The 17,263-nt window shown below is 63.2% G+C and carries 10 protein-coding genes and 3 pseudogenes; all 13 read right to left on the reverse strand.

Features of this window, described 5'->3' with window-relative positions:
* Window positions 1-326 precede the first annotated feature (326 nt).
* The gene (locus tag ASG57_RS38150; RefSeq protein WP_156402836.1) at window positions 327-491 is read right to left on the reverse strand and encodes a hypothetical protein; all 165 of its coding nucleotides are present in this window, start codon (window positions 489-491) and stop codon (window positions 327-329) included.
* Window positions 492-717: 226 nt separating this feature from the next.
* Entirely contained in the window at window positions 718-1,170 is a 453-nt protein-coding gene (locus ASG57_RS26975; protein ID WP_057198352.1) for a hypothetical protein, read from the reverse strand.
* 141 nt (window positions 1,171-1,311) lie between these two features.
* The gene (locus tag ASG57_RS26980; protein ID WP_057198355.1) at window positions 1,312-2,235 is read right to left on the reverse strand and encodes a DUF2493 domain-containing protein; all 924 of its coding nucleotides are present in this window, start codon (window positions 2,233-2,235) and stop codon (window positions 1,312-1,314) included.
* 371 nt (window positions 2,236-2,606) lie between these two features.
* Window positions 2,607-3,668: a DUF7146 domain-containing protein gene (locus ASG57_RS26985; RefSeq protein ID WP_057198357.1), complete on the reverse strand. Its 1,062-nt coding sequence runs from the start codon at window positions 3,666-3,668 to the stop codon at window positions 2,607-2,609.
* The gene (locus ASG57_RS26990; RefSeq protein WP_057198359.1) at window positions 3,668-7,984 is read right to left on the reverse strand and encodes a strawberry notch-like NTP hydrolase domain-containing protein; all 4,317 of its coding nucleotides are present in this window, start codon (window positions 7,982-7,984) and stop codon (window positions 3,668-3,670) included. The genes ASG57_RS26985 and ASG57_RS26990 overlap by 1 nt, the downstream gene beginning before the upstream one ends.
* A gap of 186 nt (window positions 7,985-8,170) precedes the next feature.
* A pseudogene (locus ASG57_RS38455) lies at window positions 8,171-9,930 on the reverse strand (ParB/RepB/Spo0J family partition protein); the annotation flags it as partial.
* Between the two features lie 115 nt (window positions 9,931-10,045).
* Complete coding sequence (locus tag ASG57_RS27000) at window positions 10,046-10,696, reverse strand: plasmid pRiA4b ORF-3 family protein (RefSeq protein WP_057198370.1); 651 nt, start codon at window positions 10,694-10,696, stop codon at window positions 10,046-10,048.
* An 87-nt stretch (window positions 10,697-10,783) separates the two neighbouring features.
* Complete coding sequence (locus ASG57_RS27005) at window positions 10,784-11,266, reverse strand: hypothetical protein (protein WP_057198372.1); 483 nt, start codon at window positions 11,264-11,266, stop codon at window positions 10,784-10,786.
* A complete protein-coding gene (locus ASG57_RS27010; protein ID WP_057198361.1) occupies window positions 11,256-13,130 on the reverse strand; it encodes a site-specific integrase in 1,875 nt (624 codons plus the stop codon). The genes ASG57_RS27005 and ASG57_RS27010 overlap by 11 nt, the downstream gene beginning before the upstream one ends.
* Window positions 13,131-13,133: 3 nt before the next feature.
* The gene (locus ASG57_RS27015) at window positions 13,134-14,945 is read right to left on the reverse strand and encodes a hypothetical protein (protein ID WP_057198363.1); all 1,812 of its coding nucleotides are present in this window, start codon (window positions 14,943-14,945) and stop codon (window positions 13,134-13,136) included.
* Window positions 14,935-16,092, reverse strand: a complete 1,158-nt coding sequence (locus ASG57_RS27020) for a tyrosine-type recombinase/integrase (protein ID WP_057198365.1) — start codon at window positions 16,090-16,092, stop codon at window positions 14,935-14,937. Before ASG57_RS27020 ends, ASG57_RS27015 begins: the two co-directional genes overlap by 11 nt.
* A gap of 378 nt (window positions 16,093-16,470) precedes the next feature.
* A pseudogene (locus ASG57_RS27025) lies at window positions 16,471-16,830 on the reverse strand (ParB/Srx family N-terminal domain-containing protein); the annotation flags it as partial.
* Between the two features lie 103 nt (window positions 16,831-16,933).
* Window positions 16,934-17,167: pseudogene (locus ASG57_RS27030) on the reverse strand (zincin-like metallopeptidase domain-containing protein); the annotation flags it as partial.
* Window positions 17,168-17,263: the final 96 nt, after the last annotated feature.

Raw genomic sequence — 17,263 nt, forward strand, 5'->3', positions numbered from 1 at the left:
CGTTGTCCTCGCTACGCTGCGGGAACGCTTGACTCGGACGTCTGCGTGCCAAGCCCTCAGACAATGGCGCTAAAGGACACTTCTCAGCGCATGACCTAACTCGTTACCGACCTTCTTGAAAGAGCCGATGTTAGCCATGTCACTTCTCCTGTTGTGTTTCGAGCCCGCGACCACCGCAGCCTCGATGGCGATCTAGGGCCGAGGACGATCGGCGACGCACCCGCTCGGGCCGGAGCGCAGCGGAGGACGTCGTTGTGGCGATTTTCTTTTCTCGCGAGGAATGGGCGAAGCCCAGGGGAAGAAAGTCGCATCAACGGCGTTGCGGCTCAGACGATCGAGGCGAAGCCGGTCTTCGGCCAGATCAAGCCATCAACGAGGCCACGTGCGTCCGCGTGCTGAACCACAATCTTACGGAGAAGCGTGGCAATCTCGGTTTTGATGAACAAGAGGTCGGAACCATTCAGCGCGGAAAGAGAAACAATCTCCTGCAAAGGGCGGTATTGTCTGCCAAGAACGGATCGAAGTAACATCGCTCCGCCGCGGCTACGTGGGCCAGACCGAATACCGGCAGCTTGATCGAGGAGTTCCGATGAGGACTGCCTCTCCCGCGCTCAGGTTTCGATCATCCCCGTTCAACCGCGCCGATCTACGCGAACCTGCTCGACGATGAAGGCGGTGAATGGTCATCCCCTCGGGCCATGCGGCCGTAAGAACCGGTTAGGACGGATTATCCACCACCTCCTCGCCCGCCTCTAACGGGCGGGTCTCCACCAAAACCATCAAGCGCGTCCATGACATAACGCCAATGCAAACTGCACCGAGACAAGCGAAGACCTCACGCCAAGCCAACGAAGGCACCCCGATATGGGACACGGCGAACACCACATGATAGCCGGCGGTGGCGGCGGGGACAGTGAATGCTGCCGCGATCGCGATACGCAAGGCCGAGGACCGAGTAACAGCGAAGGCGACCTGGCCAAGGACGAGCGTCAGCGCACCGCTGGCCGTTGCGATAAGCAGGGCGCCAATGAGGCCGGCGCCGCCCTGAAACGCCGTCATCCCGATACTCAGTGCGACGAAAAACGGCAGGGCATACACTGCGAGCGCGAAAATCGCCCAGCAGAATAGGCCGATGCCGAGTGTGTTGAGAACAAGCCCAAGGGCGAGCATGGTGGTGGCTCCATGTGCATAGATGTACCGGTCGCGCCTTCCACCACCACCACGGCGCAACTCTGGATATGAGACCGAAACGAGGCGGAGTTGCGGCGTGAGCAACTTCGCCTCGAAGGCTTGGAGTCGAGAAGACAGCGCTCACGCGCCGCCGAACCTCCACACGGGGATGCCGAGCCGCTTCGCCTTGTCGGCGAGGTTGTCCTGGATGCCCGTGCCCGGGAAGTGCATAACGCCGATCGGCAGCAGTTCGAGCATGGCATCGTTGCGCTTGAACGGTGCTGCCTTGGCATGTTTCGTCCAATCAGGCTTGAAGGCGATCTGAGGCACCTTGCGGATCGTCGCCCATTTGGATGCGATCAGTTCGGCACCCTTCGGGGAGCCGCCATGGAGCAGGACCATGTCGGGATGCTTGGCGTGAACCTTGTCGAGACGGTCCCAGATGAGGTGATGGTCATTGAAATCGAGCCCGCCGGTGAGTGCGATCTTCGGCCCTGCCGGCAACATGACCTTGGTCTCGGCGCGGCGCTTGGCCGCGATGAAGTCGCGGGAGTCGATCATCGCCGCGGTCAGCGTGCGATGATTCACCAGAGATCCCGATCGAGGGCGCCAGAATGAGCCGGTGTGAGTCTCGAAGCGCTCGATGGCCTCGTCACGGAAGAGTTCCAGGCAGTTGCGGCGCTCGATCAGCGTGATGCCTTCCGCCGTGATCCGTTCGAGTTCGACGGATCGAACTTCGGAACCGTCCTGCTCGCGCTGACGCTTCTGTTGCGCCTGTTCGTTGTCGTCGAGTTGGCGACCGATGCGGTCGACGGCACGATGGAACAGGTTGACAGTCGACCAGAGCAGATCGTCGAGGTCCGGCTCGAGCCGCGTGTCGCTCAACGTGGCGACCAGGGCATCGAAGATGTCAGCGACGGCACCGGTAATGATCCTGCCTTCGGGAAGCGGCCGTGGATCGGGCTGGTCGTCGAAGGGGCGGTAACCGAAGAGCTGCAATTCGGTAAGAACGTGTTCGGTCGCAGATGCGGCGTGCGGTGGTTCGATGTCATCGTGGTCGGTCATGGAGGCGATCCTTTGCCGGATCGGCCGCGACCATCGCGGCCTTCGTGGCGATCATTCAGACGGCAGGCGGAACGGGCCAGAACCCGGAGCAGCTTGTCCGCCGAAGCCCGCAGGGCGTAGGCGGAAGCGGAGGGCCGAAGCGGCAGCGGAGGATGGCGGAGGCCGGCTATTTTGCTTCGCGATGCAAAGCGCGCTCGCCAGATGGCTGATGTGTCTTCTCATCGCCAGCGCGCGGCGGAAAATAGCCGGACGCAGCCATTGCCGGCCCGGACCGCCTGCCGTCCGATCGCCCTCTAGAAGGCCGTGGTCGCGTCCTCTTCCGGCAATGGCCGCACCGCGACCGACCTATCGACGCCCATCGAATTGCCGGGCTATTCCGCGGTTGCCATCGACGAATGCAGGAAACGGACGACGTCCTCCGGTACGAGTTGAAGTAGCAACGCTGCTCGGAGGGACTCGAGGCCGAAGATGTGCAGGTCTTCGTTGAAGTCGCCCAGCCGGGGCGACAATGCGATCGCTTCAATGCCGGCGGCTTCTGCGCGCTGGGTGAGAATAGCCTGTACGGCATCTCCGGCGGCATCTGCGTCACGGGCGATATAGAGTCGGCGCAGGCCAGACGGCAGCAACATGGCTGAGAGGTGACTGGCCGAGAGAGCAGCGGTCATGGGCAAGGTCGGCAGTACACAACGCAGCGACAGCATGGTCTCGATCCCCTCGCCCGCAGCGAGCACGCCGTCCACCACGCCGAAGCGAACGGCGTTACCAAGCAGGTCGCCCATGGCCCGTCGTGGCGTGTCGATCGGGGCCTTGCCGAGCCGCACGCGATCAAAGCCGTGTGGATCTAGCCAGGTGCGTTGCACGCCGGTGATCCGTCCCTCGAGGTCCGTGACAGAGCCTATCATCGCCGGCCAGGTTTCAGTCGGCACATGCTCGTCCGGCCGATAGTAGCAACGTGGGTGGTAGCGCAGGCTACCACCATGGTGGATTTGACTTATTCCACGACGTTGCAAATACGTTTCCACCAACGTCCCTTCGATCGGACCGGATATCGCAAAAAGTCGACGGGCGGATTCTTGCGATCCGGCCTGCACGACTGGACGAACGGGTCTCGGGAGTGATTGCTCCTCAGAGCGAGGCAGCTTCAGAAATCGCCTCGCCTCCTCGGCGACCTCGCGGAAGCCTCGCAAGGCAAGGCTTTCGCGGATGATGTCGAGGAGATCGCCATGCTCCCCGGTCGCGGCATCGGTCCATTTGCCAGCGGGGCCCTTCGACGATTCCTGGAGCCGCACAAATAACGAGCGACCCGGGGTGTTGTGGACGTCGCCAACCACCCAGTACCGCCCCGCCCGCTTACCATTGGGGAGATAGTGTCGGCACACCGCCTCGGCCTCGCGCGCGAGGCGGCGTGCCAGTTCGGAGACATCGCCGGACATCAAGCGGCCTCCCGCTCACTGACGCCCGTAACCGGATAAGTGTCGAGCACCCTCCACAGGACCTCGATGCCGCTCGCGTCCGTGGGTACGAACATGCGCAGCTTCCAGGAGATGATCTCCCCAAAGAGGCCGTAAGCACGGAGGCGATCGCGTATCGTGTCGTTGAATCCCGACAGCTCGATGCGATGTGCACCCATCACCCGGACGCGGCGAAGCTGGAGCTCCTCCGCGAGGTCGAGGACGGTCCGTCCCTCCATTAGCGCGGCAAAGGCAGCGTCCGGTGTCAGCGAAGGCGCGTCCGCCGCAAGGACGTTTGCGACCCACGCGGCCGAAACCTTGCGGCCGATTATGCGCTCGCCCGCGTCGGTCTGAAGTCGATAGATACGAGTCGATTCGTTCGGCAGCCGCTTCCAGATGGGTAGCAGCAAGCCCGCCACGACGTGGATCGTGCTCTCCGTGAACTCGGGGACCTCCGCAAGCTCCGCCAGCCAGGCCGCGGCAAAACGTTCACGGTCCGCCTCGGCCCAGTGGCTTTCCGCCATCATATTTAAGGCGACCGTGTGCTGCTCCATCGGCCGGACCAGGCGGACGCGCCGCTCGATCTCGCCATCGTCGAGCATGATGCTTGACGCAGGGACCTGCACGGCAGCTCGCCCCGAGCGCTCATTGATCAGCAGGACAGCATGGCGATCGGAGAGACGAGCAGAGGCCTCATCCAGACGCACCGGATGATTGCGCTGACGCTGGGTGATCGTGAGCAGCCGGGTCGCGGCGCCGGTGCCCGGATGGGCGTAGATCGTCCGCCGGTCAGTAATGACAAAGCTTTCAGCCCGGAGTGTTTCCAACCCCACGTCGTGGGTACCCGACGCGACCGCGCCCTCGATCCGAGCGGTCAACAGCTGCTCGAACGCGGTGAACAGCACATTCTGTAGGTCGATAGTGAGCGCCAACAACCTGTTCAGGAAGGTCGTGATCGGCGGCAGGTCATCCCTGAGGCCATTGGCATCCATGAGCTTCAGGCCGGTCGCATCTTCAAACCTCCCAAGCGAGCAGCCGTCGACCTTGCCTCGCGCGAGCAGCGTGTAGAGCTGACGCAACGCATCACGTCCGTACTGGCTTTCGAGATTGTCCTCGGGCCGGAACATGCCCTGCCCTCCGGTCTGGCGCTGGCCGCGCGTAATGGCCCCCAACGTATCGAGCCGGCGGGCAATCGTGCTGAGAAAGCGCTTTTCGGCCTTCACGTCGGTCGCGATGGGACGAAACAGCGGCGGCTGCGCTTGGTTAGTCCGGTTGGTTCGGCCGAGCCCCTGGATCGCGGCGTCGGCCTTCCAGCCCGGCTCGAGCAGGTAATGGACTCGCAGGCGGCGATTCCGGGCCGACAGTTCGGCATGGTAGCTCCTCCCTGTGCCGCCTGCGTCGGAGAACACGAGGATCCGCTTGATGTCATCCATGAAGGCCGACGTCTCCGCGAGGTTGGCCGATCCGGCTCGGTTTTCGACGACCAGCCGGTCGCCCTTGCGAACGATGCGGCGCGAGCGCCCGGTGACCTCAGCGACCATGTCGGTGCCGAACCGCTGGATGACCTGATCCAGCGCGCCAGGTACCGGCGGCAGCGAGGCGAGCTTCTCGATCAAACGATCGCGGCGAGCGACGGCCTCCCGGCTCTCGACCGGCTGTCCATCGCGGTAAACGGGCCGGGAGCAGAGATTGCCTTCCGAGTCGGTGAAGGGCTCGTAAAGCTGGACCGGAAAGGAGTGGGCGAGATAGTCGAGAACATACTCTCGCGGCGTGATGTCGACCTGGACGTCGCCCCACTCTTCAGTCGGGATCTCGGCGAGCCGGCGCTCCATCAGCGCTTCGCCCGTCGACACGATCTGGATAACAGCGGCGTGGCCAGCATCAAGGTCGCGCTCGATCGATCGGACCAGCGACGGGGTTTTCATCGAAGTCAGGAGGTGGCCGAAGAAGCGCTGCTTCGCGCTTTCGAAAGCGGAGCGTGCCGCAGACTTGGCTTGCCCGTTCAGCGTTCCCGTTGCGCCGGTGATGTTGGCGGCTCGCATCGCCGCATCGAGGTTGTTATGGATGACGCTGAACGCACCGGCATAGGCATCGTAGATGCGAACCTGCTCCGGCGTCAGCTGGTGGTCCACGAGATCGTACTCGACGCCCTCGTACGATAATGAGCGGGCTGCGTAGAGACCGAGCGCCTTGAGGTCGCGCGCCAGCACCTCCATGGCCGCGACCCCACCTTCCTCGATCGTTTCGACGAACTCGGCACGGGTGGCGAATGGGAAGTCAGCGCCGCCCCAAAGGCCGAGGCGTTGGGCATAAGCCAGGTTGTGGACCGTGGTGGCGCCCGTCGCCGACACATAAACTACGCGGGCATTCGGCAGCGCGTGCTGGAGCCGCAGGCCCGCACGGCCCTGCTGAGATGCAGCCTGTTCACCGCGCTCGCCCTTGCCCCCGACCGCATTCTGCATGGCGTGGCTCTCGTCGAAGACAATCACTCCGTCGAAGTCCGAACCCAACCATTCGGCGATCTGCCTGACACGCGAAAGCTTTTCGCCGCGTTCGTCGGTCCGTAGCGTGGCATAGGTGGTAAAAAGGATGCCTTCCGAGAGCCGGATCGGGGTGCCCTGGCGAAACCGAGACAAGGGCGTAACAAGCAGCCGCTCCATGCCGAGCGCGGACCAATCGCGCTGCGCGTCCTCGATCAGCTTGTCGGACTTGCTGATCCAGACCGCACGGCGACGGCCCTTGAGCCAGTTGTCGAGCAGGATCCCCGCGACCTGCCGCCCCTTGCCCGCCCCGGTGCCATCGCCCAAGAACCAGCCGCGGCGAATGCGGAAGGCATTTTCCGCGTCGTCGCGCGCGGCTGCCACAACATCAAAGGTCGTGTCGACCGTCCAGGAGCCTGCCAGGAATTCGGAATGCGCTTCGCCGGCGTAGATGATGCTCTCGAGCTGAGCGTCCGACAGAAGTCCATCCGCCACCAGACTCGAAGGCAGGTGCGGCCGGTAGGACGCCTTCGGTGGCGCAACGGAGGCCATCGCCGCGGACTGCACGAGTTTGGTCGGGTGCGCGCACGATCCGGGAATGCGGATCGACTGCAATCCGTATTCCTCGTAAAGCGCATCGGTCAGCCGGGCGCCATCCGGCGGCGACCATTCGACCGTCTGGTATGCAAGTTCGGCGCTTTCTGGCGCTGCGCTTACTGAAAAGAACGATGAGCGCCGTGCAACGACGCTGGTCGATCGCGACATCGCTGGCCGCCCGATAGCAGCGATCTCCGATCGCGCGGCTAGGGACAGCCTTGGAGGCACATGCTGGCTCACCCAGTCGAGCAAGGTTGCGACATCGCCCGCCATGCCCGGCGAGGCAGGAAAAGCCGTCGGATCGGCAGCTGGCAGCTTGTCGATCACCAGCAGCCGTGTGTCGACTTGTGTTCCGTGCTTCGCGTAGAGGGCGCCATCGATCGCCGCAGAAAATACCAGCCTCCCGCGTTCCTGGAGGCGAACGAAGGCATCTCGCCATGCCGGGTTATCCGGTGCGAAGCTTGCGCCAGCGATGGCGACGAGGCGTCCACCGTCGCAAAGGCGCGCAAGCGCTGAAGCGATGTGGCGGAGAGCCGCATCCGCCATCCGTCGATCGACATTCGCCACCGCGGAGAAAGGCGGGTTCATCAGAACGACGCTCGGCGCGACACTCGCGTCGAGGTGATCATCAATCTGAGCAGCATCGAACCGCGTGACCTCAACGCTCGCGAATAGATGCTCGAGCAACCCCGCCCGGGTCTCGGCCAACTCGTTCAATAGCAAGACGCCGCCGTCAAGCTCGGCAAAGACGGCGAGCAAACCAGTCCCCGCGGAGGGCTCCAGCACGCTGTCGGCCGACGTAATGCTGGCTGCGGCGCATGCGGCAAGCCCAAGCGGGATCGGCGTCGAGAACTGTTGAAGCGCCTGACTATCTTCGGAACGTCGCGTGTGGGTCGGGAGAAGACCGGTCACTCGCGCAAGCATCGGCAGCATGGCGACGGTCGAGCCAGCCTTGGCGCGCATGGCCGGACCGAACTTGCGAAGGAACAAAACGGTTGCCGCCTCGCAGACGTCATAGGCGGTCTTCCAGTTCCAGACGCCGGCCGTGTCCGAGGCGCCGAAGGCAGCCTCCATAGCGCTACGCAGAACAGCGGCATCGATGCGACGGCCGCGTTCGAGCTCGGTCAGGAGCTGTCGCGCGGCCCTGACAGCGGCGGAGGTGAGACTTGCAGCGGCACGCATCGAGAGCGGCGCAGCGCCGCCGGAGAGAGATTCGGTCATGGCAGGATTTCTTTCGGAGAGCAGGAACGGATCGAACCGCCCGGCGCTCTCCTTAAGACCACGGCGATTCAACCCCTTCCCGGCCCGACTCCCCCTCTCAGCGCTCGCCCATAAGAATGGGGACCGGCGCTGTGCTCCGGTCCCCGAATAATCGCAGGACAGCCTCAGCCGTCCCGCCGCATGATGTCACTCAGCCGCATGGAGTTGTCGCGGATCATCATCGCTGACGTTTTCCGTTTCCTGCTCGCCGGCGAGGAATTCCGGCGGCGAGGTCGCTTCGCCCTCCTGCTCTACTAGCGCCGCATTGGAATCGACGAGACGCAGCGGCTCCGGCAACCAGCCCGAGCCATCCAGAAGGCGCTCGGCCTCCTTGGCCATGTCGGCCTTCTTCAGATGGTCGATCAGTTGCTCTGACGATTCACCCTTGGCTTCCCGCACCGCCTCCAGAATACGCGGCTTAGTGACCCGGCCGAGATAGTTGTCAACGGTCGGTCGCCAACCAGCCTGCACCATGTCGAGCCCGACCGCGTGCGCCAGCACATCAGCCTGGTCTAGACGCGTGCGGACACCCTGAGCGGAGACACGGCCCTGATGTAGCGGTTGGCCGGTTCATAGACGGCGTTGGCCGCAAATGATGCACAGTGGGCGAAAAGCGATGCCTGTGCACCACCATCGAGAGCCGTGAGCGCATCCCAGAGAGCGTTCTCGCTCTTCGGCAACCGCGCCTTCCAGGCCTCATGCCGCGCCTCGACAGCTTTGGCCGAGACGCTTTCCCTCAGCCCCGGAGCTTGGGCGGGAAAGTTCGGCGTGCGAAGGCTGATCTCAAGACAGCTCCCCGACGACGCGAACCGGTAAAAGGCCGTCAGCACGAAGTTATGCAGCACCGCCTGGAACGCGACCCCAGGATTTTCTGCCAGCGCATCGCGCAATGCCAGCGTCCGATGCGCCGTCAGCTCGATGATCAGCCGATCCGGCAGAGGTCGGGCCGCGTCGTCATCATCTTCGTCAGCATCAAGAGCACTACCCGCAACCGCGATCACCGTGCGTTGGACAAGAGTGCTAGCTTCTTGCCCTTCGGTCAACGACGGTTCGGCGCCCTGCGCAAGATTAGGATCGGCTGCCGGCACCTCGTCCTCTGGCCGGACGTAGCCCCGGTCCACGGAGAGGCGTCCTTCGGAATCGATGCTGATGAAGACACCAGCTCGGGCGATCTCGGTCGGTTCGTAAAGCATCGGCCGGTCTTCGAATGCCGCCAGTGCCGACTCGATTTCGCCGAGACGCCGATCGACCTCGTCGGGCAATTCGTCGGCATCCTGGTAGTCGGTTTCCAGCTTGGCCTGCTCGGCGTTCAGGGCGTCGATGGTGGCCGGCTCTTGAGGCGAGAGATCGACACGTTTGCCTTCGATTTCTCGTAGGCCTTGAGTGTGACCGTAGGAGAACTCTACGGCGACCGAGATCCACTTCCAGCCTTCGGCCGCAATCGTCTCAGCTTCGGCCTTGAGCTTTTCGGTTACGAGGCGGTCGAGCAACGCGACGTCCTGAAGCCATCCGCCGTCGTCGTGCTCGAACAAATCCCGCAGAACGCCGCCACCCGCGTGCTGATAAGCATCGAGGCCCACAAATTGGGCCCGGCGATCGGACCCGCGCACGGTGTTCTCGGTGAGCAGCCGGCGGATCTGGTAAGGCTCGTCATAGCCGGAACGGCTGACGTTCTCCCAAGCTTGCTCCTGCCGGGCGTGATCGGCTGAGACCGAGAACGCCATGAGCTGCTCGAGTGTCATGCCGTCTTCGGCATAGACCTCATGCAGCTTCGGCGAGACCGACGCCAGGCGCAGGCGCTGTTTGACGATGGCAGGGTTCACGAAATGGCGCGCGGCAATGTCTTCTTCGCTCATGCCGAGGTCGCGGAGGATCTGGAAGGCCCGAAACTGATCGAGTGGGTGGAGCGGTTAGGTTATGCGTCAAGTGTCCTGTTAGCTGGATGACGTTGATTCTTTAGTTTTTTTGGCTGCGGCTTGCGTTTTGGGTGTCTCTTTGGCGCTGAAGCGCAGCCGGTTGGTGTCAATCACGATGGTTTTCTCGACGGAAGCGATAGTCGTCCTTTGATGCGCGTAGTGCTTTGGCGATAGCCTCGTTGATGTCGTCGAGATTGCAGGACTCCGGGTGGAACTTGCGGCCAGCCCATCGATGCATGGCTTCGTGTTCTTCATGATGCGGGTCGAGCCAGGCCTCAAGGAAGTCGGTATAGCCTGAAGGCCCACCAGCGTCTTCGGGGGGGCCTGAGCGTGCGGCGGCGATACAGCGAGGATATTGGGCGCCCTCCTCGCGCGCGACGCGCTCCAAGCGCAGCAGATGACGCCAATTATCGCCGAAGTCGTATTCGTAGAGGATCGTGAGAGGGTTTTCGCCGGGATCGTGGGGGAAGTGAAGGTCGATCATCCTGACCTCGGTCGCCTCGAAGATCCTGCTGTCGGACAGACCATCGTCATCGAACTCTGGAGCTCCGTAGATGAGACCGCCAATATTGAACTGATGCAGATGGCTGTCGGTCCAGCCAAAGGCGGCCTGCAGCACCTCGTGGAGTTGGGCTAGGTTGAGAGTGACTGGCAGTTCGAGAGTGCGGCTGATCTTGGGCTCGATGCCGAGGATATGAACCTCGGCGCGCACAATGAAGCTGTCTGGATCGAAGGGGTCAAGCATGCCGCAGATCATGCCGCGCATGATTGTCGCAGGCAATAGATGGGACGACGATTGTCCTTCGGCGACCGCACCGACACAAACCGGCAATCGTAGACGACGTTAGGATTTTGGCCCGCGAGTGAACGGCACTGGTTTCACGGCGCGATCGCGTTCGGCGATCAGGCGGGCATTATGACGCTTCTGCCGCTCAACCTCCGTTTCGGCGTCGAGGATGCGCTTCAGCAGGACGGCATTTTCCGTCACCATACGCCGCTCCTCGATCTGCAAGACCTGGATCAGAGAGCGCTGCTGGGCGAGTTTGTCTTCCCAGGCCGCCAGCTTCTCGGGGACGATCTTGCGATCGCTGGCGCAACGCAACTCGTCGATCATCGAGCGGTGGTTGGTGTAGATGGCGTTGCGGCCGACGCGCGCTTCGCGTGCGAGCGTGGCAATGGTCAGACGGTAGGATCGCTTTTGCAGGTCCGGGTGTGTGGGCAGTCCCTTCACCAGGCGCTCCAGAGCCTCCCGCAGCTTGCGGTCGGTGTTGCGCAGGCGTTTTTCGTGCGGCGTCAGCGCCGGCATTTTGCTGGTCTTACGCGCCATGGCGAGCATCCTTTCCATGGTCGAGTTCGCCAAGGATGCGATCGCATTCGGCAATCCGTGTTTCAGCGAGTTGCCGGCTGACCGGGTCCAGGTCAGGATGGCCTAGAAGATCGGCATTGCGATCGCGGCGGGCCTGCCAGACAGGCCTGTGTCTGGCGGTGACGGCGAAGTTGGCGCAGGTGAGACACGTGCTTTCGGTTCTCAGCACGGGATTCGGGCCGCGCTCGTCGCCAAAGCAGGCAGCCGTTTCGACGCGATAGACGCAATAGCCCCAGTCGCAGACCCCAAGGCGGAGGTCGGTCTCTTCCATCAGGAAGCGGACATAAGCCTGGACATCGCCGTCGCGTGTGCGTCCGCGGAACTGTGAGCGAGCGGCGATCATGCGTCCACCCTTGCCGGCGAGCGCCGTCGCCGTCAGCACCTCTTCTAGGGCTGCGCGGGTTTCTTCCTGAGTATGCCGGTCGATCAGATCGTCGAGCGCGAAGTCGGTTCCGACATAGCCGCGATCGGTCATGGCCCGGGTCACATGACCGAAGTGCGCCTGAAGCGCATGCAGGCCTGTGCGGTCTCGTTTGCCGACGAAGCGGGCAAACGTCTTGCGGCCCTGATGCGTGTTCAGATGCCAAGGCTCGCCCTCGTGGTCCGGCAGGCCGATGAACGGCGCAAACATATCATTCAGCCGCCTTATGATCGTGGAGCCGACGGGGAGGTCAATGCGGGCGGCAGGACCGACCAGCCCCGTGCTGGCCATCGCCAGGAAGAGATCGTCGCGTCCGCTTTGGGCCCGCAGGCGGGCGGTCAGCCGCTCCATGACCACGACAGCCCGCTCGACAGGTGTCGGCGCAACCCAGCGATGGGCTTCGCCATCGATGCCACGCGCCGTCTTGTAAATCCGCCCGACGAGATAGGCGAAGCTCTCGCTGCCGTCCCCAGCAGGATGCAGCTCGATGCAGCCGACCTGAAGGCCGAGGATCTCCGAGATCCGGGCGCCGACAAGATAGCTGACCACCACAAAGCAGGCGTCGTAAATGCGGTCGGCGAGATAGCGCAGCTGCTTGGTGCTGGTGACGGGCGCCTCATGCCAGGCAGTTTCTTCCCCAGGCAGTGTCGCGAAGGTGAACGGCGCGATCGCGTCGGTCACGATGAAGCCGGCCTTCGTCTGGCTGATCCCGTTGGCGAGCGCATGGTCATAGACGGATTGCGCTTGGGTCTGCAAAGCGATGACGTCGTCGGCCGGGGTTCCGATCAGCCGCAGCGCCGCCGAGACCAGGGGCACAGCGATCGCGTCCGGCGTATAAGGCAGCCAGCCCCGGTCGCGGCGAACGAACGGCGGCGCGATCCCCGGGAATGGATCGGCGATCGCCACTTCCGGGAACTTTGCTCCCTGCAGATAAAGGCGCGTTAGCAGATTGGCGTGGTTTTGCAGCGTGGTGCTCTTCAGCGGCTTACCCGACTCGCGGCCCGGACGCTGCGCCATCGCCGTCATAAACCGGTCGCAGGCGTCGCGGTCGAGATCAGCAAAGCACCGATATCCCTGCGCCGCCATCCAGCGGATCAGCATCCGCAACCTACTGAAGACGGAGACGATCGTCGATTCATGAGCGTTGCGGTACCCAGGAGGCGGGTCGAGCTTCAGGCTCCACACGAACAGCTTCGCCGCCTCTCGCCACTCGGCCCATCGGGGATCACTGAACCGGCTGTCGTCAGCAAGGACAAAGCCCCAGTCGAGTGAGAAGTCAGCTCGGTTGCTGCCAGGGCGACGCCCGTCGAGATGCCAGACCCGATCCAACCACACCGAGCGTGTCGAGATCCGAAGCGGCGCACGTGCTTCGGCGGGAAGAGGGAACGCCATGGAAGCCGTCATCGCTCACTCCAACGGCGGAAGCGGTGCGAGGGCCAGCATTCGTTGATCGGCATCACCTCGCAGTGTTTGCGGGAAGTCCGGCAGGATGTCGTCGACCAAGATGCGCAGGCTCGGCGCATACAGGAGCTCGAAGCGACGCGGATCAATGCGTTCACGCGCCCGCTCCAGTTCGCCGATCGCCTGAAGGATGCGCGCCATGTGCTCCACATTGATCGGTATGACCAGTCCCGGGCAGCGCAGACATCCGCCGAAGTGCCGGCAGACCCGACCTGCTATCGAGCCTGGTGCTGTGCCTGCGACCGGGTTGAGGCAATCATGACTGAACGGAACCGTCGCATTGCTCGCCAGCGCAATCCGGTCGCGCTGCGCCCGATCCTCGCAGTTCCCCTTCGCGCCGACGATCCAGCGGAGCATAAGCTCCTGCAATCGGGCGATTGTCTCGCGCTGGATGCGACGCGTTTGAGGTCCCTTGACGTAAAGCTCGGTCGTGTCGACCCGGACGTGGTTGAGGACGTCCTGTGTCGCGACGATGTCGCCGCCGGACGCCTTGTAGTATTCGGTGGCGACGCTGCCGCGCAACAGAACGGCGGCAAAGTCCGGCAAGAGTTGACGTGCGCGCTCCGGTGCAGCCTTGTTCCAGATGGCGATCCGGGCATTGGAGCGTTTGATGAACGGCTTCAGGGCGTGCGACAAGGTCGCCTCCGCAATGAGCGTGACCGTATTCTTCTTCTCACTCTTCACCAGGAACAGGCGGTTTCGATCCTGCCGGCTGGCCCGGGCTACGAGCGGCGCAGTCATCGCCAGCAACCTGTCGATCAGATTCGGCGCCGCGTAGCGGCGACGGCGGTCGAACGATCGCCTTTGCGCGCGCTTCACTTTGGCGCCGGCCCGAGGCTTGGCCCACTCGACGATGATACGATGCTCGTCGAGCGGATGTGCCACCTGGCAATCGCGCGTGATGAGCCGCAGCGCATCCGGATTGCCCGCCGTCTGGATCGAAAGCGCGATGAAGAACGCCGCGACCGTCTCGCCGGTCAGGTGCATGTAGCCGGCAAGATGACGAAGCCCGCCATGGCGGTTGGCCGCCGATATGTTGATGCCGCTGCGGATCGCTTCCGTGCGCGACGGCAGGACACCGTCACCCACGACTGCGAACGCCCGGATCAGTTCGCAAAGCTCGGGATCGACGCCATCAACCGGCCCGCGCGCCCCAATGATCTTCCGCCCTGCTTCGAAGCGATCCCATGCCTCGTCGATCTCCTCATAGCACGCGCACAGGATCGCCTTGAGGTCCCCTCCGCCAAGGCGCGGCCTGGTATCGGCAATGCGGTTCGGCCAGACCCGCCAGGGGAAGTCGATCCGCGACAGCAGCCGGGAGGGATGTCGCCGCTTGGTCCAGTCGATCATCTGGCGAAGCTGCATCAGTACATTCGCCCGCGAACCCTTCGACCAGGGCTGGTTGGTCTGTCCTGCGACCTGGCGATCCAGCCATGCGATGTAGCGCCCGACCATCGCACTGGTCAGATCGTTGACCGACAGAACAAGACCGTCCTCCGCCACGAAGCGCGCAAAGGCGCGCAGCGCCATCCAGCAATGACGCTGCGTGTCCCGGCTCGAGGCGGCATGATGATGACGGAAGGCATCGGCCAGAAGAATCGCGATGCCCAACGGCAAATCGAGCCTGCCGAGATCGTAGCGTTTCACCACCTCGCCCCAGCCGTCGCGGAAGACGACGATGGTATCGGCTGGCTGATCCAGAACGGTCGGCGCCGCAGCCGACAGCCTCCGGTCGATGCGCTCGCGTCTAACGGCCATCGGGGACCAACTCGCCATAGAGATAGTCGATGCTGTCGGCGAGGTCCCGCCCATTCAGCTCAACGCAGCGCAGGTAGATCGACGTGCTCTGGATCGAACTGTGACCCAGCAGGACCTGCACGATCTTCAGCGGATTGAGGTCGGGCGTGGTCGCTGCCTGCCGCTGCAATCGGACCAGCATCGTCATCGCAAATGTATGCCTCAGGTAATGTAATGTTCCGGTCACCCCAGCCGCGCGGAACGCCTCGGCAAACACCGCCGTCAGTCGCGCCTTGCTGACCACATTTCCCTGAGTGTTGAGGAACAGAGCCGAAGGCGGCCGATAGTCGGGCCTCCCTCGACGCAATGCCCGGACCTGCGGCGTGCGAACCTCGTCGATGTAGCGCTGCGTGCGGTCGACCAGGCGGATCGGCGGGTAGATCGTGCGCGGCTTGTCACCCTTGGTGATCGTCAGCGGCACGCCGACCAGCGGATGATCCTCGTCATCCAGATGTGCTGTCTCCGGGACCTGGAAGACAGCTAAGCCGCAAAGCTCCTTGCGCCGCAGTCCCGTCGCCAGCGCCCATTCCGCCATCAGGCGGTACGGCATATCCAGATGCGCAAAGACGCGACGCAATTGATCAACACGCAATGGTCTCGGCAACCGCTCGTGCTCCGCTACCGTCAGGACGTTTGCCGCCATGACGCCTGGACGCGCATCGACATGCGCCAGGAACGATTGTCGCCGGCCGGAGACCACCCGCACATCGACAAAGTGGAACGGCAGGCTCTCGATCCAGCCGCGGCCTTGCGCCCACGCATAGAACCGACAAACCGTGCGGACCCGATCGTTCACCGTCGAGCGCGCGTAGGGTCGTTTCGTATGCAGGCTCGGCTGTGACAGCATGCGATTGCGCCAGGCCGCGATCTCGGCCTCGCTCACGCTGTGCCAATCGAGATCGGATTGCTCCAGGCTATCGAACCAGTCGTGAAGATGCTCGCCGTAGGTTCTGACCGTTTCCGCCGCGTGGCTGCGGCCGGGTATCGTCGCCAGCTCCATCAGCCAAGCGAACGCGGGCTCGATGATCGCCATCCGTTCCGACACCAAGATCGGAAAGCCGGCCGGGATTGCAGGATAACCCATCGCTGCCCTGATGATCCGTACCACGCTCTGTCCTCTTTGCTCACGACCTTTCCAAATGGCAAACGACACCCTGGAGGGCGCAACCCCTTCCATCAGCAACAAAGAGACAGTTTCTCGAGCCAGCTGTTATCTAAGCGGAGCGCCTTCGGCGCACTCTTTTGTTTGATTGCGAGGGGTTCCCCTCGCGCTCTCCCGTTCGCCACGTGGCAGGGTTGCAGGACTTCGCCTGCAACCATTTGACTAGTTTGTGGTGTCGCCGCCGCGTCAAGCGTTGTCCTCGCTTACGCTGCGGGAACGCTTGACTCGGACGTCTGTGTGCCTTCGTCGAAATGCCCCGTTAATGTCGTTGATTCCCATGACGGACCTACGAATCTAAGAGGACAGTTGCGATACAGAACCTAACAGACCGACCCGCTCATCGTTCTCCGCCACCGAATCGTCCGCGGCAATGCCCCCTTCACGCACAACGCACGGCACCGTCTGCGTCTTGGACATCCGCTTCTGTTTCACCAGGAGCTCGAGCGCGCGATAGCGCCTGCCGCCCGCCGGCACCTCGAACATGCCGGTCTCGTTGCCATCTGTATCAACGACGGCCCGGACACTCAGACTTTGCAGAAGCGTACGGTGCGCGATGCTCTCGGCAAGCTGCTCGATCGAGACACCGGCCTTGACGCGGCGAACGTTCGACTGGCTGAGCACGAGCTTGTTAAAGGGAATGTCCCGGGAAGGCGACAGCGTGATCTTTTGTACGGCTTTCGTCATTTTGGCTCTCCACGACGGGAGGCCGTGAGACTCTCTCTCGGCTTCCAACCCGTCGCGAACGGCCTTCCCTCCTCTCACTCTCGCGCGGCCACGAGGCCACGCATCATGCCGCCTCGTGATCGGCGACAACCGAATGCAGCGACGTGCACTCAATGGCCCCGGGAACGAAGCCGAGCAAATAGTCCGCGGCCTTGCTCGCCTGCGAGGCGGCACGCACGATGGCCCGATTGTCTTCGCGCAGAACTTCAAGCCATGATCCGATATAGTCGGCATGGCGCACGGTTGGGACAATCCCGAGCGACGCGCAGCTGAACGCGGAGCTCAATTCGGCGACATATCCTGACAGTCCAGCCCTTTTTTGAAATTTTACCCTGTTGGGGATGGTGGTGATCATGCCGCCATCTCCTCGGTCCGAGGCTGCTGGGCATGCATC

Source organism: Bradyrhizobium sp. Leaf396 (genome assembly GCF_001424605.1).
Lineage (GTDB): Bacteria > Pseudomonadota > Alphaproteobacteria > Rhizobiales > Xanthobacteraceae > Bradyrhizobium > Bradyrhizobium japonicum_C.